Origin of the sequence: Cycloclasticus sp., assembly GCA_040743155.1 — a bacterium.
Classification (GTDB): Bacteria; Pseudomonadota; Gammaproteobacteria; order Methylococcales; family Cycloclasticaceae; genus Cycloclasticus.
Genome location: JBFLJU010000001.1, coordinates 253,939 through 271,030 on the forward strand (window position 1 = coordinate 253,939; position 17,092 = coordinate 271,030).

Here is a 17,092-nt window from a genome sequence, read left to right on the forward strand (position 1 = left end):
CTTACAGTTCGCCCTTACCTTGAAAGATGGATACACCGGCATTCAAACTTAAGGATAGCACGAGTAAGACCATGCCCAGAGCAATGCCTTGAGCAAACTCGCCTTTGCTTGTTTCTAAGGCAATGGCGGTGGGAATGTTGCGCGTTGCGTGAAGGATATTTCCACCAACCATCATAGACGAGCCGATTTCAGCCACTACTCGCCCAAAACCCGCAACAACAGCGGCAATTAACCCAAAGCGCACTTCATGCATCAGCGTAAAAAAGGCTCTCCAAGGCTTCGCACCTAAGGTAATGGCGGTCTCCCATGCGCGTCGATCGGCTGCTTGAAAAGAGGCGTGGGCCATGGCAACCAATAAGGGGAAACTCAGCATAACTTGTCCAATGATCATGGCTTTGCTGGTAAATAAAAGTCTTAAATCCCCCAGCGGGCCACTGCGAGATAAAATCAGGTACAGCGTTAAGCCGATGATCACGGCTGGGATTGACATAAATGTATTGAATAAAGAAATGATGGCCCTGCGAAATGGGAATTGGAAAAAAGCGAGAAAAAAAGCAATGATCAAGGCAATCGGTGTCGCTATTAAAATGGCCGAAAACGAGACGCCAAAAGATAACGAGATGATTTCCCAAATATCACTATTACCACTGAGCAATAATTGAAAGGCGGATACGCTGGCCTGGCTTAGGTCATTCATTGCTTATGACGTCTTTAATGGCCGTTGGGTAAAACAGGCGTTGCCCACTCTTTTGGAAAGTATCGATTAGAGACTGCCCAACAGGTGAGGTTATCCAAGCGATTAAAGCCATGGCTTTAATGTACTGAATGTCTTTATGCAAGGCTGGGTTAACAGCAATAATGCCATAAGGGTTTTTTAGTAGTACGCCGCCATCATTAAGAATTTTAAGCGATAGTTTGTCTTTATAGGCTAACCATGTGCCGCGGTCAGTTAACGTGTAGGCGCCTAGCTCGTTAGCCATTAATAATACTTTACCCATGCCTTGGCCTACTTCTTTGTACCAGTCACCACTAGGTTGTATGTTGGCATGTTTCCAAATTGACCGTTCTTTTTTGTGGGTGCCAGAATTGTCGCCACGAGAAATAAAGGTCGCTTGATGAGCTGCAATCTTTTTAAGTGCGCCGAGTGTGCTTTTTTTACCGTTAATGTTGGCAGGATCGTTTGCCGGACCGATGATGACGAAGTCATTTTCCATGACGTCACGCCGGTTAACACCAAAGCCTTCCGCAATAAAAACATCTTCGGCTTGTCTTGCATGAACCATCACGACATCGGTATCACCACTTCTTGCTATTTGTAATGCCTTGCCTGTACCAACGGCAATAACGTCGACATTAATCCCCGTGTGTTTGCTGAAGGCCGGCAACAGTTCGGCTAATAAGCCGCTATTTTCGGTACTGGTCGTGGTGGCAAGTCGTAAGGGCTCATCGGCATGAATTGAGGTGCTAAGCACTAGCGATAGCAGGGCGGTAAATAAAAGCTGTGTTTTCACTAAAATACTATTCATATTGAAAAAATTAATGTTAACGTTGAGCCGCTTAACGAGCAAGCAAAAAGCCTTCTTTTATAGCCGAGTTATTAAGCGGTGTGGCTTGTTCGATGAAACTTATCCTGTATAAGGATGAGTGTACAATAATAGAAAAAATTTAAAGGAGAATAAGGCAATGTCTGAAAGATTTAATGCAATAGTAGCGACTAAGGTTGAGGGCAAAACGAAAGGTCAATTACAACAGTTAACGCTGGCGGATTTACCCGATGAAGATGTGTTAATTGACGTAGCCTATTCGTCCTTAAATTTCAAAGATGGTTTGGCCGTGTCCGGTAAAAGCCCTATTTGCAAGCGCTTGCCAATGGTATGTGGCATAGATTTAGCTGGTACGGTACTGGAGTCGACATCTGATAAATACGCAGTGGGCGATTTAGTGTTGGCGAATGGCTATGGACTCGGTGAAAAGCATTGGGGTGGTTATAGTCAAAAGGCACGCGTTAATTCTAATTTTCTCGTTAAAGTACCCGCAGAGTTTACGTTGCAAGAAACGATGGCGATTGGGACGGCGGGCTATACAGCAATGTTATCGGTGTTGATGCTTGAAAGACAGGGTATTAAACCCAGTGATGGCGAAGTACTGGTTACTGGCGCAGCGGGCGGCGTCGGCTCGGTTGCTATAACGTTATTATCTGGTTTAGGGTATGAGGTTGTTGCGTCAACTGGTCGACCTGAAACACATGCCTATTTGAGTGATTTGGGTGCGAGTAGTTTTATAGACCGCGAGGCCTTATCTGTGAAAGGCGAGCCATTAGCAGCAGAAAGATGGGCGGGCGCAGTGGATACAGTAGGTTCGCAAACGTTAGCAAATGTTATCGCGCAAACTCGTCGAGGTGGTTGTGTTGCTGCTTGTGGTCTTGCGAGTGGTTTTGATTTGCCATCATCCGTTTTCCCCTTTATTTTGCGGGGTGTAATTTTAGCGGGTATTGATTCTGTGATGGCGAGTATGGATCTACGCGTTCAAGCGTGGGCAAGGTTGGCAACTGATTTACCGAAAGAAAAAATCAATAATATAAGTCGAGTAGAACCAATGTCTACGATCCCTGCATTAGCTGAACAAATTGTGACAGGGAATATTCGTGGTCGCGTTGTTGTGGATGTTAACGCGTGATTCGTATAACGAGAGTTAGCAAGGCCGTTAGAATGCGTTTATGCGCACATATGAACGACAATATGTAAGAGTTGAGTATCCTCGAGAGGTTCAGCTGACAACAGCTGATAATCTCAAGTTAATAGTGCATTGTGAAAATATTTCTGCCGGTGGTCTGAGTATCAGGTGTGATCAAATAACCGCCGCAGCGATGATGCCGTTGGGCTACCAGTTAAACCCTAGTAATCCGCTGCTATTATCGATTGAGCTTTGCTTGGATGACGCTAAGTTAGAAGCAACTTGTGGTATAAAAAATAGTTACCGTTCAGCCGAAAATTCGTTTTGTTTTAATTTAAAGTTTATAGCGTTTGAAAAAAACAGTCAGCAATGCTTAGACAACTTTATGAAGAAGCAAAAATTTGATGTATGAGCGTTAACCCTAAGCACCAAAAAATTTGGTCGGTCGTCGGTCGTATTCCAAGAGGGTCTGTTTCAACATACGGCGATGTTGCAAAGTTTGCCGGCTACCCAAGTTGTGCTCGACTGGTCGGCGCTGCATTACGTGCAGCGCCGGCTTCGTTGAACTTGCCTTGGTATCGAGTTATTAACGCTCAAGGTAAACTATCATTTCCCGCAGGAGGGATCAAAGCGCAAGAGCAAAAAGAATCGTTGGAGGCAGAAGGCGTGGTCTTTTTGTCCGGCGTTGTGAGCCTAAAGCATTATGCTTGGGCTGGTTTCTTGGACAGGGATTTGTGGCAGATGTAAGCGAGTGTTAACGCCCGCGAGCGGAGCGGGTTTGGCAAAGCAAACAAAACAAAACTAGAAATATCCCCTATACTCTTTTTAGACATTTAAATAGGGAGTTTCGATGGCGCTTGAATCAAAGGAAAAAGAGCAAATTTTCACACAGCTCGAAAAGATTATTAATGATCGCTTTGAGGAAAAAGAAGCGCCCATTATTAATGCTTTTATTCAAGAATATTACCGTGATGTTACATGGGAAAGCCTTGCTGAAAGGGAGATAGAGGATATCTATGGTGCCGCTATTGCACATTGGAATTTAGCGCAATGTAGGCAGCCAGAAGAATCTAAAATCAATGTCTATAACCCCGATTTCGAAACACATGGCTGGCAATCAGCGTATAGCGTTATAGAAATTGTTACAACGGACATGCCTTTTTTGCTGGGTTCGTTAACGATGAATTTAAATGAAAGGGGCTTAACGTATCACTTAGTTGTACACCCGGTTATCGATGTTGGGCGTGATGGTCGCGGTACCTTGCAGCAGCTAGGCAGTAAAACCAAGCTGATAAGTGAGTCGATGATCCGTTTAGAAGTTGATCGACAACCCTCAGATGGTGCTGCGCTGAAGATGTTAGGCGAACAAATGGCCAAGGTCATTGAGTACAACACTGCAGTGACGGCAGACTGGAAGGGGTGCATTAATAAATTGCATCAATCTGTGACAGCGCTAAAAAAACATTCACCAAAAGATAAAAACCAAGATATTACAGAAGCGACCGCTTTTTTAAGTTGGCTTGGAGATGATAATTTTCTTTTTCTTGGCTGTAGAGAATATGAGCTGGTTAAAGGAAAAGAATCGGATGGTTTTAAAATTGTAGAGGGCTCTGGCCAGGGTGTTTTAAGGGATGAGCTAGCAACTATCCCTCATATTGATGTTATACCGATGACGGATAAAGCATGCGACTTTATGAGTGAGCCGTGTCCCCTAATCGTGACGAAAGCCACAACGAAGTCACTTGTTCATCGACCCGCTTATATGGATTATGTGGGGGTAAAGAAATTTAATACGAAAGGGGAGGTGGTTGGTGAATACCGTTTCCTTGGCTTGTATACGTCATCAGCATACCTTGTTCGAGTCGATGAACTACCGCTAATACGTAAAAAAGTGAGTAAGGTTTTTGCTCAATCAAACTTTAAGGAAAACAGCCATAACGGTAAATTGTTGATGAATGTATTGGAGGGCTTGCCACGTGATGAGCTGTTCCACTCAAATGATGAGCAGCTACTGAATTTAGCGATGGGGGTTTTGAAGTTAAGAGAGCGCCAACGTATATGTGTGTTTGCAAGAAGTGATGCGTATGGGCAGTTCGTCTCCATGCTCATCTACGTGCCGAGGGATCACTATAACACCGGCGTTAGAAAGAAGATGGAAGGCGTTATATATCACAAGCTACAGGCCGATAGCGTTGATTTTAATGTTCAATTCAGTGAGTCTATTTTTGCACGTGTTCATTTTATGGTGCACACCCGCAGCGATTGGGATGGTGAGTTCGATGCCTGTGATGTGGAAAATGAAATCGTTGAAATCCTTAGGGACTGGAAAGACGATTTATTGTCGGCCTTAGTTCACCAGTATGGAGAAGCAGCGGGGACGGAGTTATATAATTGCTATGGCGATGGTTTTACAGCGGCCTACAAAGATAGTTATCCGGCGAGATTTGCGGTGGCGGATATAGAAAAGGCAGAGCTGTTAAAAGCGAGTGTCGAGCAAGATATACAGATGTCGCTGTATCAACCCCTAGAGTCACACGGTAAAGGCTTGCAATTTAAGCTTATTAATAAATGTGTTCCAGCGCCTTTGTCGCAAACATTGCCAGTATTAGAAAATATGGGGGTCACCGTTTTTGATGAGCACCCATTCGAAATAACTGACACTGCATCAGGTGCAACGTATTGGGTTCATGATTTTGGTTTGGTTTATAACGCCGAACTGCCTGGCGTTGAAAGCATTAAAGAAAATTTTCAATCGGTGTTTGAAAAAGTATGGCTCGGGCAGGTAGAAAATGATGGCTTTAATCAGCTCGTCATAAAAGCAAACCTTGATTGGAAGAAAATCATGTTGCTTCGTGCCTATTATCTATATTTGCGTCAAGCGGGCGCAACATTTAGCCAGACGTATGTTGAACAAACGCTGCAAGCTAACCCCATTATTGTCGGTCAATTGGTGCGTTTATTTGAACTTAAATTTGACCCATCTGTTAAAGCGAAAACAACCCGGTTGGCGCAGCAAGAAGTAGAAATTATTGCAGGCATTGAGAAAGTGGTGTCGTTAGACGAAGATCGAATTTTGCGTCGCTACTTAAATTTAATTCAAGCCACTTTGCGTACCAATTACTACCAATCAAGCGTTGATGCGAAAGGCATACCTTACCTGGCCTTTAAACTAAATCCTGAGGAGATTACAGGGCTTCCTTCGCCTAGACCAAAGTTTGAAATCTTTGTTTATTCGCCTCGTATTGAAGGTGTGCATTTAAGAGGTGGCTCGGTTGCGCGTGGTGGTTTACGCTGGTCAGATCGAAAAGAAGACTTCAGAACAGAGATTTTGGGCTTAATGAAGGCGCAAATGTCGAAAAATGCGGTGATTGTTCCAACGGGAGCGAAAGGCGGTTTCATTGTGAAACGTTCTCTTGAAGGCTTGTCTCGTGATGAGATGATGGAAGAGGTGATTGAATGCTATAGCATTTTTATTGGTGCCCTCTTGGATATTACGGATAACTTAAAAGCTGAAAAAGTCATTCCGCCAGCTAATGTTGTCCGTTATGACGCTGATGACCCTTATTTGGTAGTGGCGGCGGATAAAGGGACAGCAACGTTCTCTGATATTGCTAATGGCATTGCGATTGATCACGGTTTTTGGTTAGGAGATGCATTTGCATCAGGCGGCTCAGTGGGCTATGACCATAAGAAAATGGGGATTACCGCAAAAGGTGCATGGGAGTCGGTTAAACGTCACTTTAGGGAAATTGGCGTTGATACTCAAACGACTCCTTTCGATGTGATGGGCATTGGCGATATGGCGGGTGATGTATTTGGCAACGGTATGCTGTTATCTGAAAAGATTCGTTTAGTGGGTGCATTCAACCATATGCACATCTTTTTAGATCCTAACCCCGATACAGACAAATCATTTAAAGAGCGTGAACGATTATTTAATCTACCTCGCTCAACTTGGGGTGATTATCAAAAGGAGCTTATTTCAAAAGGCGGTGGTATTTTCTCAAGGGCTGACAAATCGATCAGCTTGACGTCTCAAGTTCAGCAGATGCTAGATATCACCGATGAAGCGTTAACACCGAATGAACTTATTCGTGCGATGTTAAAGGCGCCAGTTGATTTGCTTTGGAACGGTGGTATTGGAACGTACGTAAAGTCGAATAGTGAAACGGATGCCGATGTGGGTGATAGGGCAAACGACTCGGTGAGGATTAATAGTGTTGATTTACGTTGTAAGGTGATGGGTGAGGGCGGTAATTTGGGCTTTACGCAATTAGGCCGAATTGAATATGCCGCGAAAGGGCGCATTAATACAGATGCTATTGACAATGCGGCGGGTGTGGACTGTTCTGATCACGAGGTAAATATCAAAATTTTGCTCAATAAACTGGTTGAGCAAGGCGACATGACAGACAAGCAACGAGATGCTCTGTTAGCAGAAATGACCAATGAAGTGGGTGAGTTAGTCCTTCGAAATAACTACTTACAAACACAGGCCATTACCATGGTTGAGGGTCAATCAGCCGCTATGCTAGAAGTTCATGCACGGTTAATTAACCAGCTCGAACAAGAAGGTCGCCTAGACAGGGTGGTTGAGTTTTTGCCTAGTCAAGAAGAAATAGATGAACGCAAAGTCAAAGGGATTGGCTTGTATAGACCTGAGTTAGCCGTGGTCTTTGCGTACAGTAAACTGCGGCTGAAGGATTTGATGAGTGGTTCCTCACTTATTAAAGACAAAGGTTTTAAGCAAGACTTGTTAGCTTACTTTCCATCTGCGCTGAATCGTAAATTCGTAAAACCCATTGAAGAGCATCGGTTAAGCGATGATATTATTATCAACCAGATTGTTAACAGCATGGTGAACCGCGTAGGCCCATCGTTTGCATTTCGAATGAGGGACGAGACTGGGGCAAGTATTGATGAGGTGATAAAGAACTATAAAATTGCCTGTGAAATCTTTAATGCGGCGACAACTTGGGATGAAATCGAGGCGTTGGATAATATAGTGTCACCCGATATTCAAAGAGACATGTTGATGGGTGTGCGCAAACTTATTGAACGCACAATGTATTGGTTACAACGTAATCGCTCACATATGACCTCCATTGAAGAGGTTATTAGCGAATTTTCTAGCAGCCTTGTTTATATCAACAAGCAAATGCTACGTTTTGTATCGGTTACTGAAAAAGAGCGCATTAATGAGCGTCGGTTGAGGTTTCAATCAGCCGGTGTAGGTGAGGCGCTAGCATTAAAAATCAGTAGCCTTGAGCAAGAGTTTATCGGGCTTGATATTATTGCCGTTCACGGTGTCGTGAAACAAGGCAAGGACGATGTGTTACCGGTGTATTTTGCTGTGACCGAAGAGCTTAAACTGAACTGGTTATATGAGTGGATAAGCAAGTTGTCACGTAAGAATTATTGGCAGTCATTGGCTCGTGCAGCTTTGCGAGATGATTTGCACGCGGAAGTTCGGGAACTTTTATCATTGATCCTTCAGCAATCAAGTGATCAATCAACGCCAGACAATCTTGTGAGTGATTGGTGCGATAAAAATCGCATTGAGGTGGACCGCTATTTGCGTTTAGTCTTGTTGATCCAATCTGAAAATGAAATGGAGATTGAGCAGCTGTCTGTTATTTTGAAAGAACTTCATAGGGTTGTGGAGAAGAGTAAAGCGACGTAAATTAGTTAAGGCGTGCTTTAAATACCAATAAAAAGGGCGAGTAACTCGCCCTTTTTATTGGTTTCGTTTGGCTAATTAGGTGTTAATGCCTGTTCTTCAAGCCAGTTATTAATAGTGTCGGCACTTTCGTGCCAATGTGCGTCAATCATCATCGTGTGGCCGGTTTTTTTCATATTGATGTAATCAGCGTTATAAGCTTTGGCTGTTTTTTTGATGTGCGCCGGTCTAAAGAAGGTATCTTCATCCGCACTGAGGGCCAACATCGGAATCTCAAAAGGATTTTTGTAAGTGGGTAGGCCAAGCCACAGGGTGTCCAACAAGGCTTTGGGCGAACCTTGCTGCATTTCTGCGCAATAACGAATGACGACTTCATCGTTAACATGGCCAGAAAAAACAGATTTACGAGTAACGTCAACGGGTGAAAACCAGGTGCCCATGAGTTCGCTCAGGTTCATTTGCATATAAAAAGTAGGGGTTAACGCCAAATCGATGATAGATGGGATCAGGCCATCAACGGGTACGCTAGCCATGAGTATGCATGCGGGGACAGTTTTATTTTCAATATACTTTTGAATGATGAGCCCGCCCAATGAATGACCGACAAGAATAGGTGGTTCGCCAATTTCATCAATAACTCGTTGAATGTCAGTAACATAGTCAGCAATGCTGTTTGAAGCAAGCATGGCGCTGCCGCCACTTTGGCCATGCCCACGTAAGTTAATGGCATAGGTAGGGTGCCCAAGGTCAGCGAAGAAAGGCATAAAGTATTCATTCCAGCACCAAGCAGACATATTGGCGCCATGAATAAATAAAATAGGCTTGCGAGTTGCTTTATTAGGGTGTCGCTCGATGACTTCTAGTGCAGGGTTGGCTGCTGAATATTTAATTTTCATTGGCTGTTTTGATTTTCTCTTTTAAATGGATTATTTTTATTTTATTAATTTCAATGAGTTGGATAGATGTTGATTGAAATCTTTAGAATGAGTCTTGACAAATGGTGCGGAGCAATATATCATGTGGTTTCATTGTTACTGCAATACTGTTCTCAGTTTATTGCGCAATGTAATAATGTTCTCCTCCTCTTGGCGACTCTTTATGGGTCGCTTTTTTTTGCCTTGTATTCTAAACTCTAAACTCACTTAAGGCTGTGTTTTAATCTAAATAATATTAGAAATGAATTAAGATGAGCTTTTGAAGGGCGTTATCTTTTTTATGTGATTCATCATGAGTTAATAGATTAGAGGGTATGTTTAAGAGATGAAAGGTATTTTAATAGTACAACGTTTGGTTTTGTGCTCATGTTGGTTGATAACAGGCTACTCTAGCGGTGTTTTTGCGGACAGCGTTAGCGTTAAAATGGGTTTCTTAACCGAGCAAACACCAACGCCACCTGCGCTATCTAATCTTGATTCAATTCTAACCGATGAAGGTATTCAGGGCGCTGTTTTAGGCATTAGCGATAACAATAGAACAGGGCAGTTTACTGGGCACGACTATCATTTGAAGCACGAATCGGTGCCGGTTGGTGGAAATGTCTTACAGGCATTTGATCGACTACTAAGAGAGGGCTATCAATACGTGATTGCTGATGTGCGGGCGTCAACGTTGAAAAAGTTATCGCCGATTGCACTGGCGAACAAGGTCTTATTATTTAATGCGTCATCTACGGACGTTGAACTGAGAAATGCCAGTTGTGGCGCAAATACTTTTCATATGATTCCAAGTGATGCGATGAAGGCTGATGCGCTCGCGCAATTTATGTTCAAAAAACGCTGGAAGAAGTGGTACATGGTGAGAGGAAAAGATGAAAAGGATCTCAACTTTACCCGTGCTATTAAACGAGCCGCAAAACGTTTTGGCATTAACGTTGTAGAAGAAAAGGTCTGGAATTTTGATCATGATGCTCGGCGAACGGCTCAGGCAGACATTCCGGTTTTTACCCAAGGTAGCGATTATGATGTTTTAGTAGTAGCAGATGTGAAAGGGCTGTTTGGTGAGTATTTGGCGATGAACACTTGGCTACCGAGACCTATTATTGGCACGCAGGGCTTGGTGCCGAGAGCGTGGCACAGAACACACGAACGTTGGGGCGCTGTGCAAATGCAAAATAGGTTTTATGAGCAAGCCGGCCGTTGGATGAACGATGTGGATTATTCGTCTTGGCTCGCGGTACGCGCGGTGGGTGAAGCTGTAACACGGACGGAGAATACAACCCCAAAAGAGGTGAAGGCTTTTTTGCTGGGCGACGAATTTAGTTTAGCGGGTTTTAAAGGGGTAAAGCTGACGTTTAGAGGCTGGAATCATCAGTTACGACAGCCTATATTATTAGCAATGCCACGGTCTATTGTGTCGGTGATGCCACATAAAGAGTTTCTACATCCGCGTACTTATTTAGATACGCTGGGGTATGATAAGCCCGAATCTAAATGCCAGTTTTAATCAAATACATAGACAACTAAAATGATGAATAAATACTTTTTACTGCTGCTATTGACGGCTTTTTCCACAACGAGTTTGGCCGATACGTTGTATATCACGTTAGAAAAAGATAATGCGTTAGCCGTCGTTGACGGAGAAACAGGGAAGCTTTTGAAAACCGTGCCACTGGGTCAGCGCCCGAGAGGCATTGAGTTAAACAAAGATCAAACACTGTTGTATGTTGCTGCCAGTGATGACGATACGATCCAAATCCTAGAGGTGGCAACGTTAGAGATAGTAGGGAACTTGCCATCAGGTGAAGACCCTGAGTTGTTTAGAATCCACCCAAATGGTCGTCTGTTATATGCCTCCAACGAAGATGACAACGAAGTGACGGTGGTTGATTTACACAGTAAAAAGGCGATTGCTAAGATTTCTGTGGGTGTTGAGCCAGAGGGTATTGCGATTAGCCGTGATGGAAAGTGGGTGGTGAATACGTCTGAAACGACGAATATGGTGCATTGGATAGACCCTGTTACTCAAACAATCAAAGCCAACACGTTAGTGGGTGCGCGTCCCAGAGCCGCCGCTTTTTCCCCCGATGGAGGTGCTTTGTATGTGACGTCAGAAATCGCAGGTTCCTTATCCAGATTGGACACGGCAACTAAACAAATTGAAACGACGATGAGTTTTAAAATACCAGGGGTTGGTCAAGAACTTATCCAACCGGTTGGCATATTAGTTCACCCGAATAATAAAATTCTATTTGTCGCGCTAGGGCCTGCTAATCGAGTGGCGGTGGTGGATATTGAAACGATGACAGTCATAAAGTACTTATTGGTTGGGCAGCGTGTTTGGAACCTAGCCTTTTCACCTGATTTGACGCGACTATATACAACTAACGGTGTCAGCAATGATGTTTCAATCATCGATGTGGCCGACCTAAAAGTCAAAAAATCTGTGCGCGTGGGTCATTATCCGTGGGGCATAGCGGTAAAGGAATGAACCCGTTATCCGATTTTTCTTTAACGGTTAAAGCACTCAGTTATGCGTATGGCAAAAAAGCGGCGCTAACGGACATTAATTTTTCGATAGCAGCTGGTGAATGTACGATCTTGCTAGGGCCTAACGGTGCGGGAAAATCGACGCTTTTTTCGTTGATTACGCACTTGTACGATAGCCGCGATGGTGAAATATTGATCAAAGGCGTAGAGCTTAAAAAAGACCCTTTTCGGTCGTTAGCTAACTTGGGCGTTGTGTTTCAACAAACGACACTGGATATGGATTTAAGCGTTTTGCAAAACCTGCATTATCACGCGTCCTTACACGGTATGACGAGGAAGCAAGCGTCAATTCGTATTGTAGAAGAGCTGGAAAGGCAAGGTATGTTGGCCCGTAAAGATGAGAAGGTACGTCAGCTCAATGGGGGTCATCGCCGGCGTGTTGAAATAGCCAGAGCGTTGCTGCATAAGCCCTCATTATTGCTGTTGGATGAGCCAACGGTCGGCTTAGATGTGCCGAGCCGCCAAGGCATAGTGGATCACGTTCATTCTCTATGTGAGAGCGATAATTTATCGGTGTTATGGGCGACCCATCTTATCGATGAAATCCATCCGAACGATAAGTTACTTGTGTTACATCAAGGCGCGATCCAAGCGCAAGGCTCGGTGAGTAGTGTGTGTGGGGGCGAGTCGGCAGATGATATTTCAAGAGCCTTTAAGCAACTAACTCAGGCCAAGTCATCATGAAGCTAGCACATGCGGCGATTGCGTTGAAAGGCATTATAAAACGTGAACTATGGCGTTTTTTGCTTCAGCGTGAGCGTTTTGTCGCGGCGTTAGTTAGGCCGTTGGTGTGGCTATTTGTATTTGCGGCAGGTTTTCGCTCAACACTGGGTATTGCGATAATTCCGCCGTACGAAACGTATATCTTGTATGAAGTGTATATTGCCGCTGGTTTGATTGGCATGATTCAATTATTTAACGGCATGCAAAGCTCTTTATCGATGGTGTACGACCGTGAAATGGGCAGTATGAAAACATTATTGGTCAGCCCATTACCGCGTTGGTTTTTATTGATGGGTAAATTGATGGCGGGAACGTTTGTTTCAATTCTCCAAGCGTACGTGTTTTTGTTGGTGGCCTGGTTTTATGATATTCAAGCGCCGTGGTTGGGTTACGTAACATTATTCCCCGCATTAATATTGGCGGGGCTTATGCTGGGGGCGTTAGGGATGCTGTTATCGTCGTTTATTAAACAGTTAGAAAATTTTGCCGGTGTGATGAACTTCGTCATTTTTCCAATGTTTTTTATGTCTACAGCCTTGTATCCATTATGGAAAATCAAAGAATCAAGTGAGTTGTTGTATAACTTAGCGAGTTATAACCCATTTTCACAAGCGGTGGAGCTACTGCGTTTTGCACTGTATGGGCAGTTTAATTTATACGCATTTCTTTACACGCTAGCGGCATTTATTGTGTTTATGGCGATTGCTGTGTGGGGCTATAACCCTTCAAAAGGCATGATGGTGAGAAAAGGTGGTGGGCCGAGTTGAGTCAACACCCCTCGCCGTGCGTTAAAGTTGAAAGAGTTTTCTTTCAGTTTTATGAAACTTGTGCTCTTTGGGTATAAAATACGCGATATATGACTAAGAAACTTTTTATACGCACGCATGGTTGTCAGATGAATGAATATGATTCTGAGAAGATGGCTGACGTGCTTGCCGCCTCCCATGATCTAGAGTTAACCGATAATGAGAAGGAAGCGGACGTGTTGCTGCTCAACACCTGTTCGATTCGTGAAAAAGCGCAAGAACGCGTTTTTCATCAGCTGGGTCGTTGGCGTCCATTAAAAGAAAAGAACCCCGAACTGCTCATTGGCGTGGGCGGTTGTGTTGCCAGTCAAGAAGGTAAAGTTATTCGCCGCAGAGCGCCGTATGTTGATGTGGTATTCGGTCCGCAGACATTGCACCGTCTACCAGCGATGTTGAAAGAGGCGCAAACGAAAAAGAAATTGGTGATGGATATCTCTTTTCCAGAGATTGAAAAATTCGATAATTTACCAGAACCTCGCGCCGAAGGGCCAAAAGCGTTTGTCTCGGTAATGGAAGGGTGCAGTAAGTATTGCACTTTCTGTGTGGTGCCGTACACACGTGGAGAGGAAGTCAGTCGACCTTTGGACGATGTGATCGCTGAGGTGTCAAGTTTGGCGGCTCAGGGCGTGCGAGAGGTCAACTTGTTGGGCCAAAATGTTAATGCCTATCGTGGTGAACTGGCCGATGGAGACGTTGCAGATTTTGCTTTATTGCTGCATTACGTGGCGGCTATTGACGGTATTGACCGTATTCGTTACACCACATCGCACCCAAAAGAGTTTTCAGAAAGCTTGATTCAAGCCTATGAAGATATTCCTGAATTAGTTGACCACCTGCATTTGCCAGTACAAAGTGGCAGTAATAGCGTGCTGGCGAGAATGAAGCGCGGGCATGAGATTGATATGTATATTGAAAAACTGGCGCGACTTAAAAAGATTCGTCCAAATATGAGTTTTTCATCGGATTTCATTATTGGTTTTCCGCAAGAAACCGATGAAGAATTTGAAGAGACCATCGGCTTGATCGAAAAGATTGGCTTTGACTTTTCATTTAGTTTTATTTTTAGTGCGCGACCTGGAACGCCAGCGGCAGACATGGCAGATGATGTCGACATGGCGGTTAAAAAACGACGTCTCGAGCGGCTACAAAACATCATCACCCAGCAAACGGCCGAGATATCAGAAAAAATGGTCGGTACTACCCAAAGGTTATTAGTTGAAGGTGAGTCAAAGAAGAACTCCTTGCAAATGACCGGGCGTACTGAAAATAACCGGGTGGTGAATTTTGCCGGTCCATCACGCTTAGCAGGTCAATTCGTTGATGTGTTAATTACCGAAGCATTACCGTACTCGCTGCGTGGACGAATGGTCAAAGCAAAGTTGGCGACAGCTGTAGCGCCTAACGTGAGGCAGTCAGTTTCCTAAATTGAGTAGTCTGATGATAACCGTTGATGTTAGTTTAGAACCCGCCAACAATAGGCGCTTGGCGAGTTTGTGTGGCCAATTTAACGAGCACCTTGCGCAATTAGAGCGGCGTTTAAAGGTAGAGATAAAGAATCGTGGCAACCACTTTAGTGTTAGTGGTGAAGGTGATCGCGTTACTACAGCGATTGCAGCGCTTAAAAATTTGTATAAAAGCACAGAAAGTGATCAATTAACGCCTGAAAAGGTGCATCTATTAATGCAGGAGACTCAAATGCAGGTAAATCAACCGGTTGATATGGAAGATTTTGCTGTTATTCACACGCGAAAAAAAATCATTAAACCGAGAGGTGGCAATCAGCAGGCTTATGTTAAAAGCATTCCTGATAATGATATTGTTTTTGGTATAGGACCGGCGGGTACGGGTAAAACCTATCTTGCGGTGGCTTGTGCGGTAGAGGCGTTAGAGTCTGAAAAGGTGGCGCGGATAATTTTGGCACGACCAGCCGTTGAGGCCGGAGAGCGTTTGGGTTTTCTACCCGGTGACTTGAGTGAAAAAATCAATCCGTATTTGCGGCCTTTGTACGATGCCCTGTATGAAATGTTGGGTGTTGAACGGGTAGAAAAACTGATTGAGAAAAATATCATTGAGATTGCTCCGCTTGCTTTTATGCGAGGCAGAACGTTGAGTGAGGCTTTTATCATTTTGGATGAAGCGCAGAATACAACGCCAGAACAAATAAAAATGTTCTTAACACGGATCGGTTATGGTTCAACGGTAGTTGTTACCGGTGATATCACGCAGATAGATTTACCCGGCCATACCGAGTCAGGATTGAAGTTAGTGACAAAAATTCTAAAAAATATTCCAGATATAAGCTTTACACATTTCACAGGAAGCGATGTTGTGCGGCACCCAATTGTGCAGAAAATCGTTTCAGCGTATGAGAAATACGATAAATCATGACGCTTGATGTGCAAATTGCAACAGATTGTATTGAGTTGCCCGACAGTAACTCGTTGAGTTTGTGGGTTGAACTGGCGATTGAGTCGGCTCATGAAGGCGCTGAAGTGGTTATTAGGGTGGTTGACGAAGCAGAATCTGCGGAATTAAATAAGACGTATCGTAAAAAGAATGGGCCAACGAATGTATTGAGTTTCCCGTTTGAAATGCCGGAGGGTTTGCCAGAAGAAGCGTTATCGGTTGATACCTTAGGTGATTTAGTTATTTGTGCCCCCGTTGTTCTAAAGGAAGCTGCCGAGCAAGGTAAGGACTCTTTGGCACATTGGGCGCATATGGTGATCCACGGCTGTTTGCATTTACAAGGGTACGATCATATTGAGGCGCAAGAGGCACAGGTGATGGAAGCGTTAGAGATAAAACTATTGAAGAGTATCGGGATTAATAACCCTTATGAAGGACAAGCACTAACATGACTCCATCGCACGTTGATAAAGTAGAAAACCGTTCGTGGATAGAGCGACTAGGCCAAGCGCTGATGGGCGAGCCAAAAGATCGTGAAGACCTTGTGCAATTGATGCGAGACGCCGAAAAAAGAGACCTGTTGGGGCATGATGCGTTGGCGATGATTGAAGGCGTGCTGCAGGTATCGGAGTTGCAGGTGCGAGATATTATGATTCCTCGCTCGAAAATTGTTTTTATCCCGAAAGATGCGGAGCTAAAAGATATCTTTCCGCGTGTCACCCAGTCGGCCCACTCACGCTTTCCGGTCCAAGATGAAGAAACCTCGCAAGTAGCGGGTATTTTGCTAGCTAAAGACCTGTTGAGTTATGTTGTTGCGGAGAAAAGCCCCAAATTTGATGTTAAAGACGTGATGCGTCAGGCGATTTTTGTACCTGAAAGCAAACGCTTAAACGTGATGCTGCACGAGTTTCGTGCAAACCGAAATCATATGGCCATTGTGATTGATGAATATGGCTCTGTTGCCGGCCTGATTACGATTGAGGACGTGCTGGAACAAATAGTCGGCGAGATTGAAGACGAGCATGACTTTGAAGAAGAGGCGTTTATTCTTCAACGTAATGAGCGCGAATACAATATTAAAGCGTTAACCGACATAGATGACTTTAACGAACGTTTTGAAACAAGTTTTTCGGGCGATGAGGTCGATACGGTTGGCGGTTTGGTCGTAAAAAGCTTTGGACACGTGCCGCAGCACGGTGAAAAAACACAAATAGACAAGTTTCTTTTTGAGGTGCTAAGAGCCGATAAGCGACGTGTGCACTTGCTTCGGATGACAATTCCGGCTTCTTATGAAGAGACGTCTGTGTAGCTACACCTTC

15 protein-coding genes are annotated in these 17,092 nt (G+C 44.1%); 12 read left to right on the forward strand and 3 right to left on the reverse strand.

The window, feature by feature from the left end; genetic code table 11:
• Position 1: 1 nt before the first annotated feature.
• Both AB1Y31_01330 and AB1Y31_01335 read right to left on the reverse strand, forming a co-directional pair.
• Positions 2-697, reverse strand: a complete 696-nt coding sequence (locus AB1Y31_01330) for an ABC transporter permease (GenBank protein MEW4981805.1) — start codon at positions 695-697, stop codon at positions 2-4.
• A complete protein-coding gene (locus tag AB1Y31_01335; protein ID MEW4981806.1) occupies positions 690-1,511 on the reverse strand; it encodes a substrate-binding domain-containing protein in 822 nt (273 codons plus the stop codon). Before AB1Y31_01335 ends, AB1Y31_01330 begins: the two co-directional genes overlap by 8 nt.
• Before the next feature lie 172 nt (positions 1,512-1,683).
• On the opposite strand from AB1Y31_01335, the gene AB1Y31_01340 reads away from it, so the two are divergent.
• The 4 genes from AB1Y31_01340 to AB1Y31_01355 all read left to right on the forward strand — a co-directional run bounded on the left by AB1Y31_01340 (position 1,684) and on the right by AB1Y31_01355 (position 8,356).
• Positions 1,684-2,676 (forward strand): MDR family oxidoreductase, encoded by a 993-nt coding sequence (locus AB1Y31_01340; GenBank protein ID MEW4981807.1) that lies wholly within the window; start codon positions 1,684-1,686, stop codon positions 2,674-2,676.
• 40 nt (positions 2,677-2,716) lie between these two features.
• Positions 2,717-3,085 carry a PilZ domain-containing protein gene (locus AB1Y31_01345; GenBank protein ID MEW4981808.1) on the forward strand — a complete coding sequence of 123 codons (369 nt, stop codon included), beginning with the start codon at positions 2,717-2,719 and terminating at the stop codon, positions 3,083-3,085.
• Complete coding sequence (locus tag AB1Y31_01350; GenBank protein ID MEW4981809.1) at positions 3,082-3,420, forward strand: methylated-DNA--[protein]-cysteine S-methyltransferase; 339 nt, start codon at positions 3,082-3,084, stop codon at positions 3,418-3,420. The genes AB1Y31_01345 and AB1Y31_01350 overlap by 4 nt, the downstream gene beginning before the upstream one ends.
• Before the next feature lie 103 nt (positions 3,421-3,523).
• Positions 3,524-8,356 carry an NAD-glutamate dehydrogenase gene (locus AB1Y31_01355; GenBank protein ID MEW4981810.1) on the forward strand — a complete coding sequence of 1,611 codons (4,833 nt, stop codon included), beginning with the start codon at positions 3,524-3,526 and terminating at the stop codon, positions 8,354-8,356.
• Between the two features lie 71 nt (positions 8,357-8,427).
• Here AB1Y31_01355 and AB1Y31_01360 read toward each other — a convergent pair whose 3' ends face one another.
• Positions 8,428-9,249: an alpha/beta fold hydrolase gene (locus AB1Y31_01360; GenBank protein ID MEW4981811.1), complete on the reverse strand. Its 822-nt coding sequence runs from the start codon at positions 9,247-9,249 to the stop codon at positions 8,428-8,430.
• A 364-nt stretch (positions 9,250-9,613) separates the two neighbouring features.
• Between AB1Y31_01360 and AB1Y31_01365 the strand changes: the two genes are divergently transcribed.
• The 8 genes from AB1Y31_01365 (at position 9,614) to AB1Y31_01400 (ending at position 17,082) form a co-directional block, all read left to right on the forward strand.
• Entirely contained in the window at positions 9,614-10,795 is a 1,182-nt protein-coding gene (locus tag AB1Y31_01365; protein ID MEW4981812.1) for an ABC transporter substrate-binding protein, read from the forward strand.
• 21 nt (positions 10,796-10,816) lie between these two features.
• Positions 10,817-11,779: a PQQ-dependent catabolism-associated beta-propeller protein gene (locus tag AB1Y31_01370; GenBank protein ID MEW4981813.1), complete on the forward strand. Its 963-nt coding sequence runs from the start codon at positions 10,817-10,819 to the stop codon at positions 11,777-11,779.
• Entirely contained in the window at positions 11,776-12,522 is a 747-nt protein-coding gene (locus AB1Y31_01375; protein ID MEW4981814.1) for an ABC transporter ATP-binding protein, read from the forward strand. The genes AB1Y31_01370 and AB1Y31_01375 overlap by 4 nt, the downstream gene beginning before the upstream one ends.
• Positions 12,519-13,328 carry an ABC transporter permease gene (locus tag AB1Y31_01380; protein MEW4981815.1) on the forward strand — a complete coding sequence of 270 codons (810 nt, stop codon included), beginning with the start codon at positions 12,519-12,521 and terminating at the stop codon, positions 13,326-13,328. The genes AB1Y31_01375 and AB1Y31_01380 overlap by 4 nt, the downstream gene beginning before the upstream one ends.
• A gap of 89 nt (positions 13,329-13,417) precedes the next feature.
• Positions 13,418-14,791, forward strand: coding sequence for a tRNA (N6-isopentenyl adenosine(37)-C2)-methylthiotransferase MiaB (miaB, locus tag AB1Y31_01385; GenBank protein MEW4981816.1), 1,374 nt, complete (start codon positions 13,418-13,420; stop codon positions 14,789-14,791).
• A 13-nt stretch (positions 14,792-14,804) separates the two neighbouring features.
• Entirely contained in the window at positions 14,805-15,755 is a 951-nt protein-coding gene (locus AB1Y31_01390; GenBank protein MEW4981817.1) for a PhoH family protein, read from the forward strand.
• Positions 15,752-16,225 carry an rRNA maturation RNase YbeY gene (gene ybeY / locus AB1Y31_01395; GenBank protein ID MEW4981818.1) on the forward strand — a complete coding sequence of 158 codons (474 nt, stop codon included), beginning with the start codon at positions 15,752-15,754 and terminating at the stop codon, positions 16,223-16,225. Before AB1Y31_01390 ends, ybeY begins: the two co-directional genes overlap by 4 nt.
• Positions 16,222-17,082, forward strand: a complete 861-nt coding sequence (locus tag AB1Y31_01400; GenBank protein ID MEW4981819.1) for a transporter associated domain-containing protein — start codon at positions 16,222-16,224, stop codon at positions 17,080-17,082. The genes ybeY and AB1Y31_01400 overlap by 4 nt, the downstream gene beginning before the upstream one ends.
• The last annotated feature ends 10 nt before the right edge of the window (positions 17,083-17,092 follow it).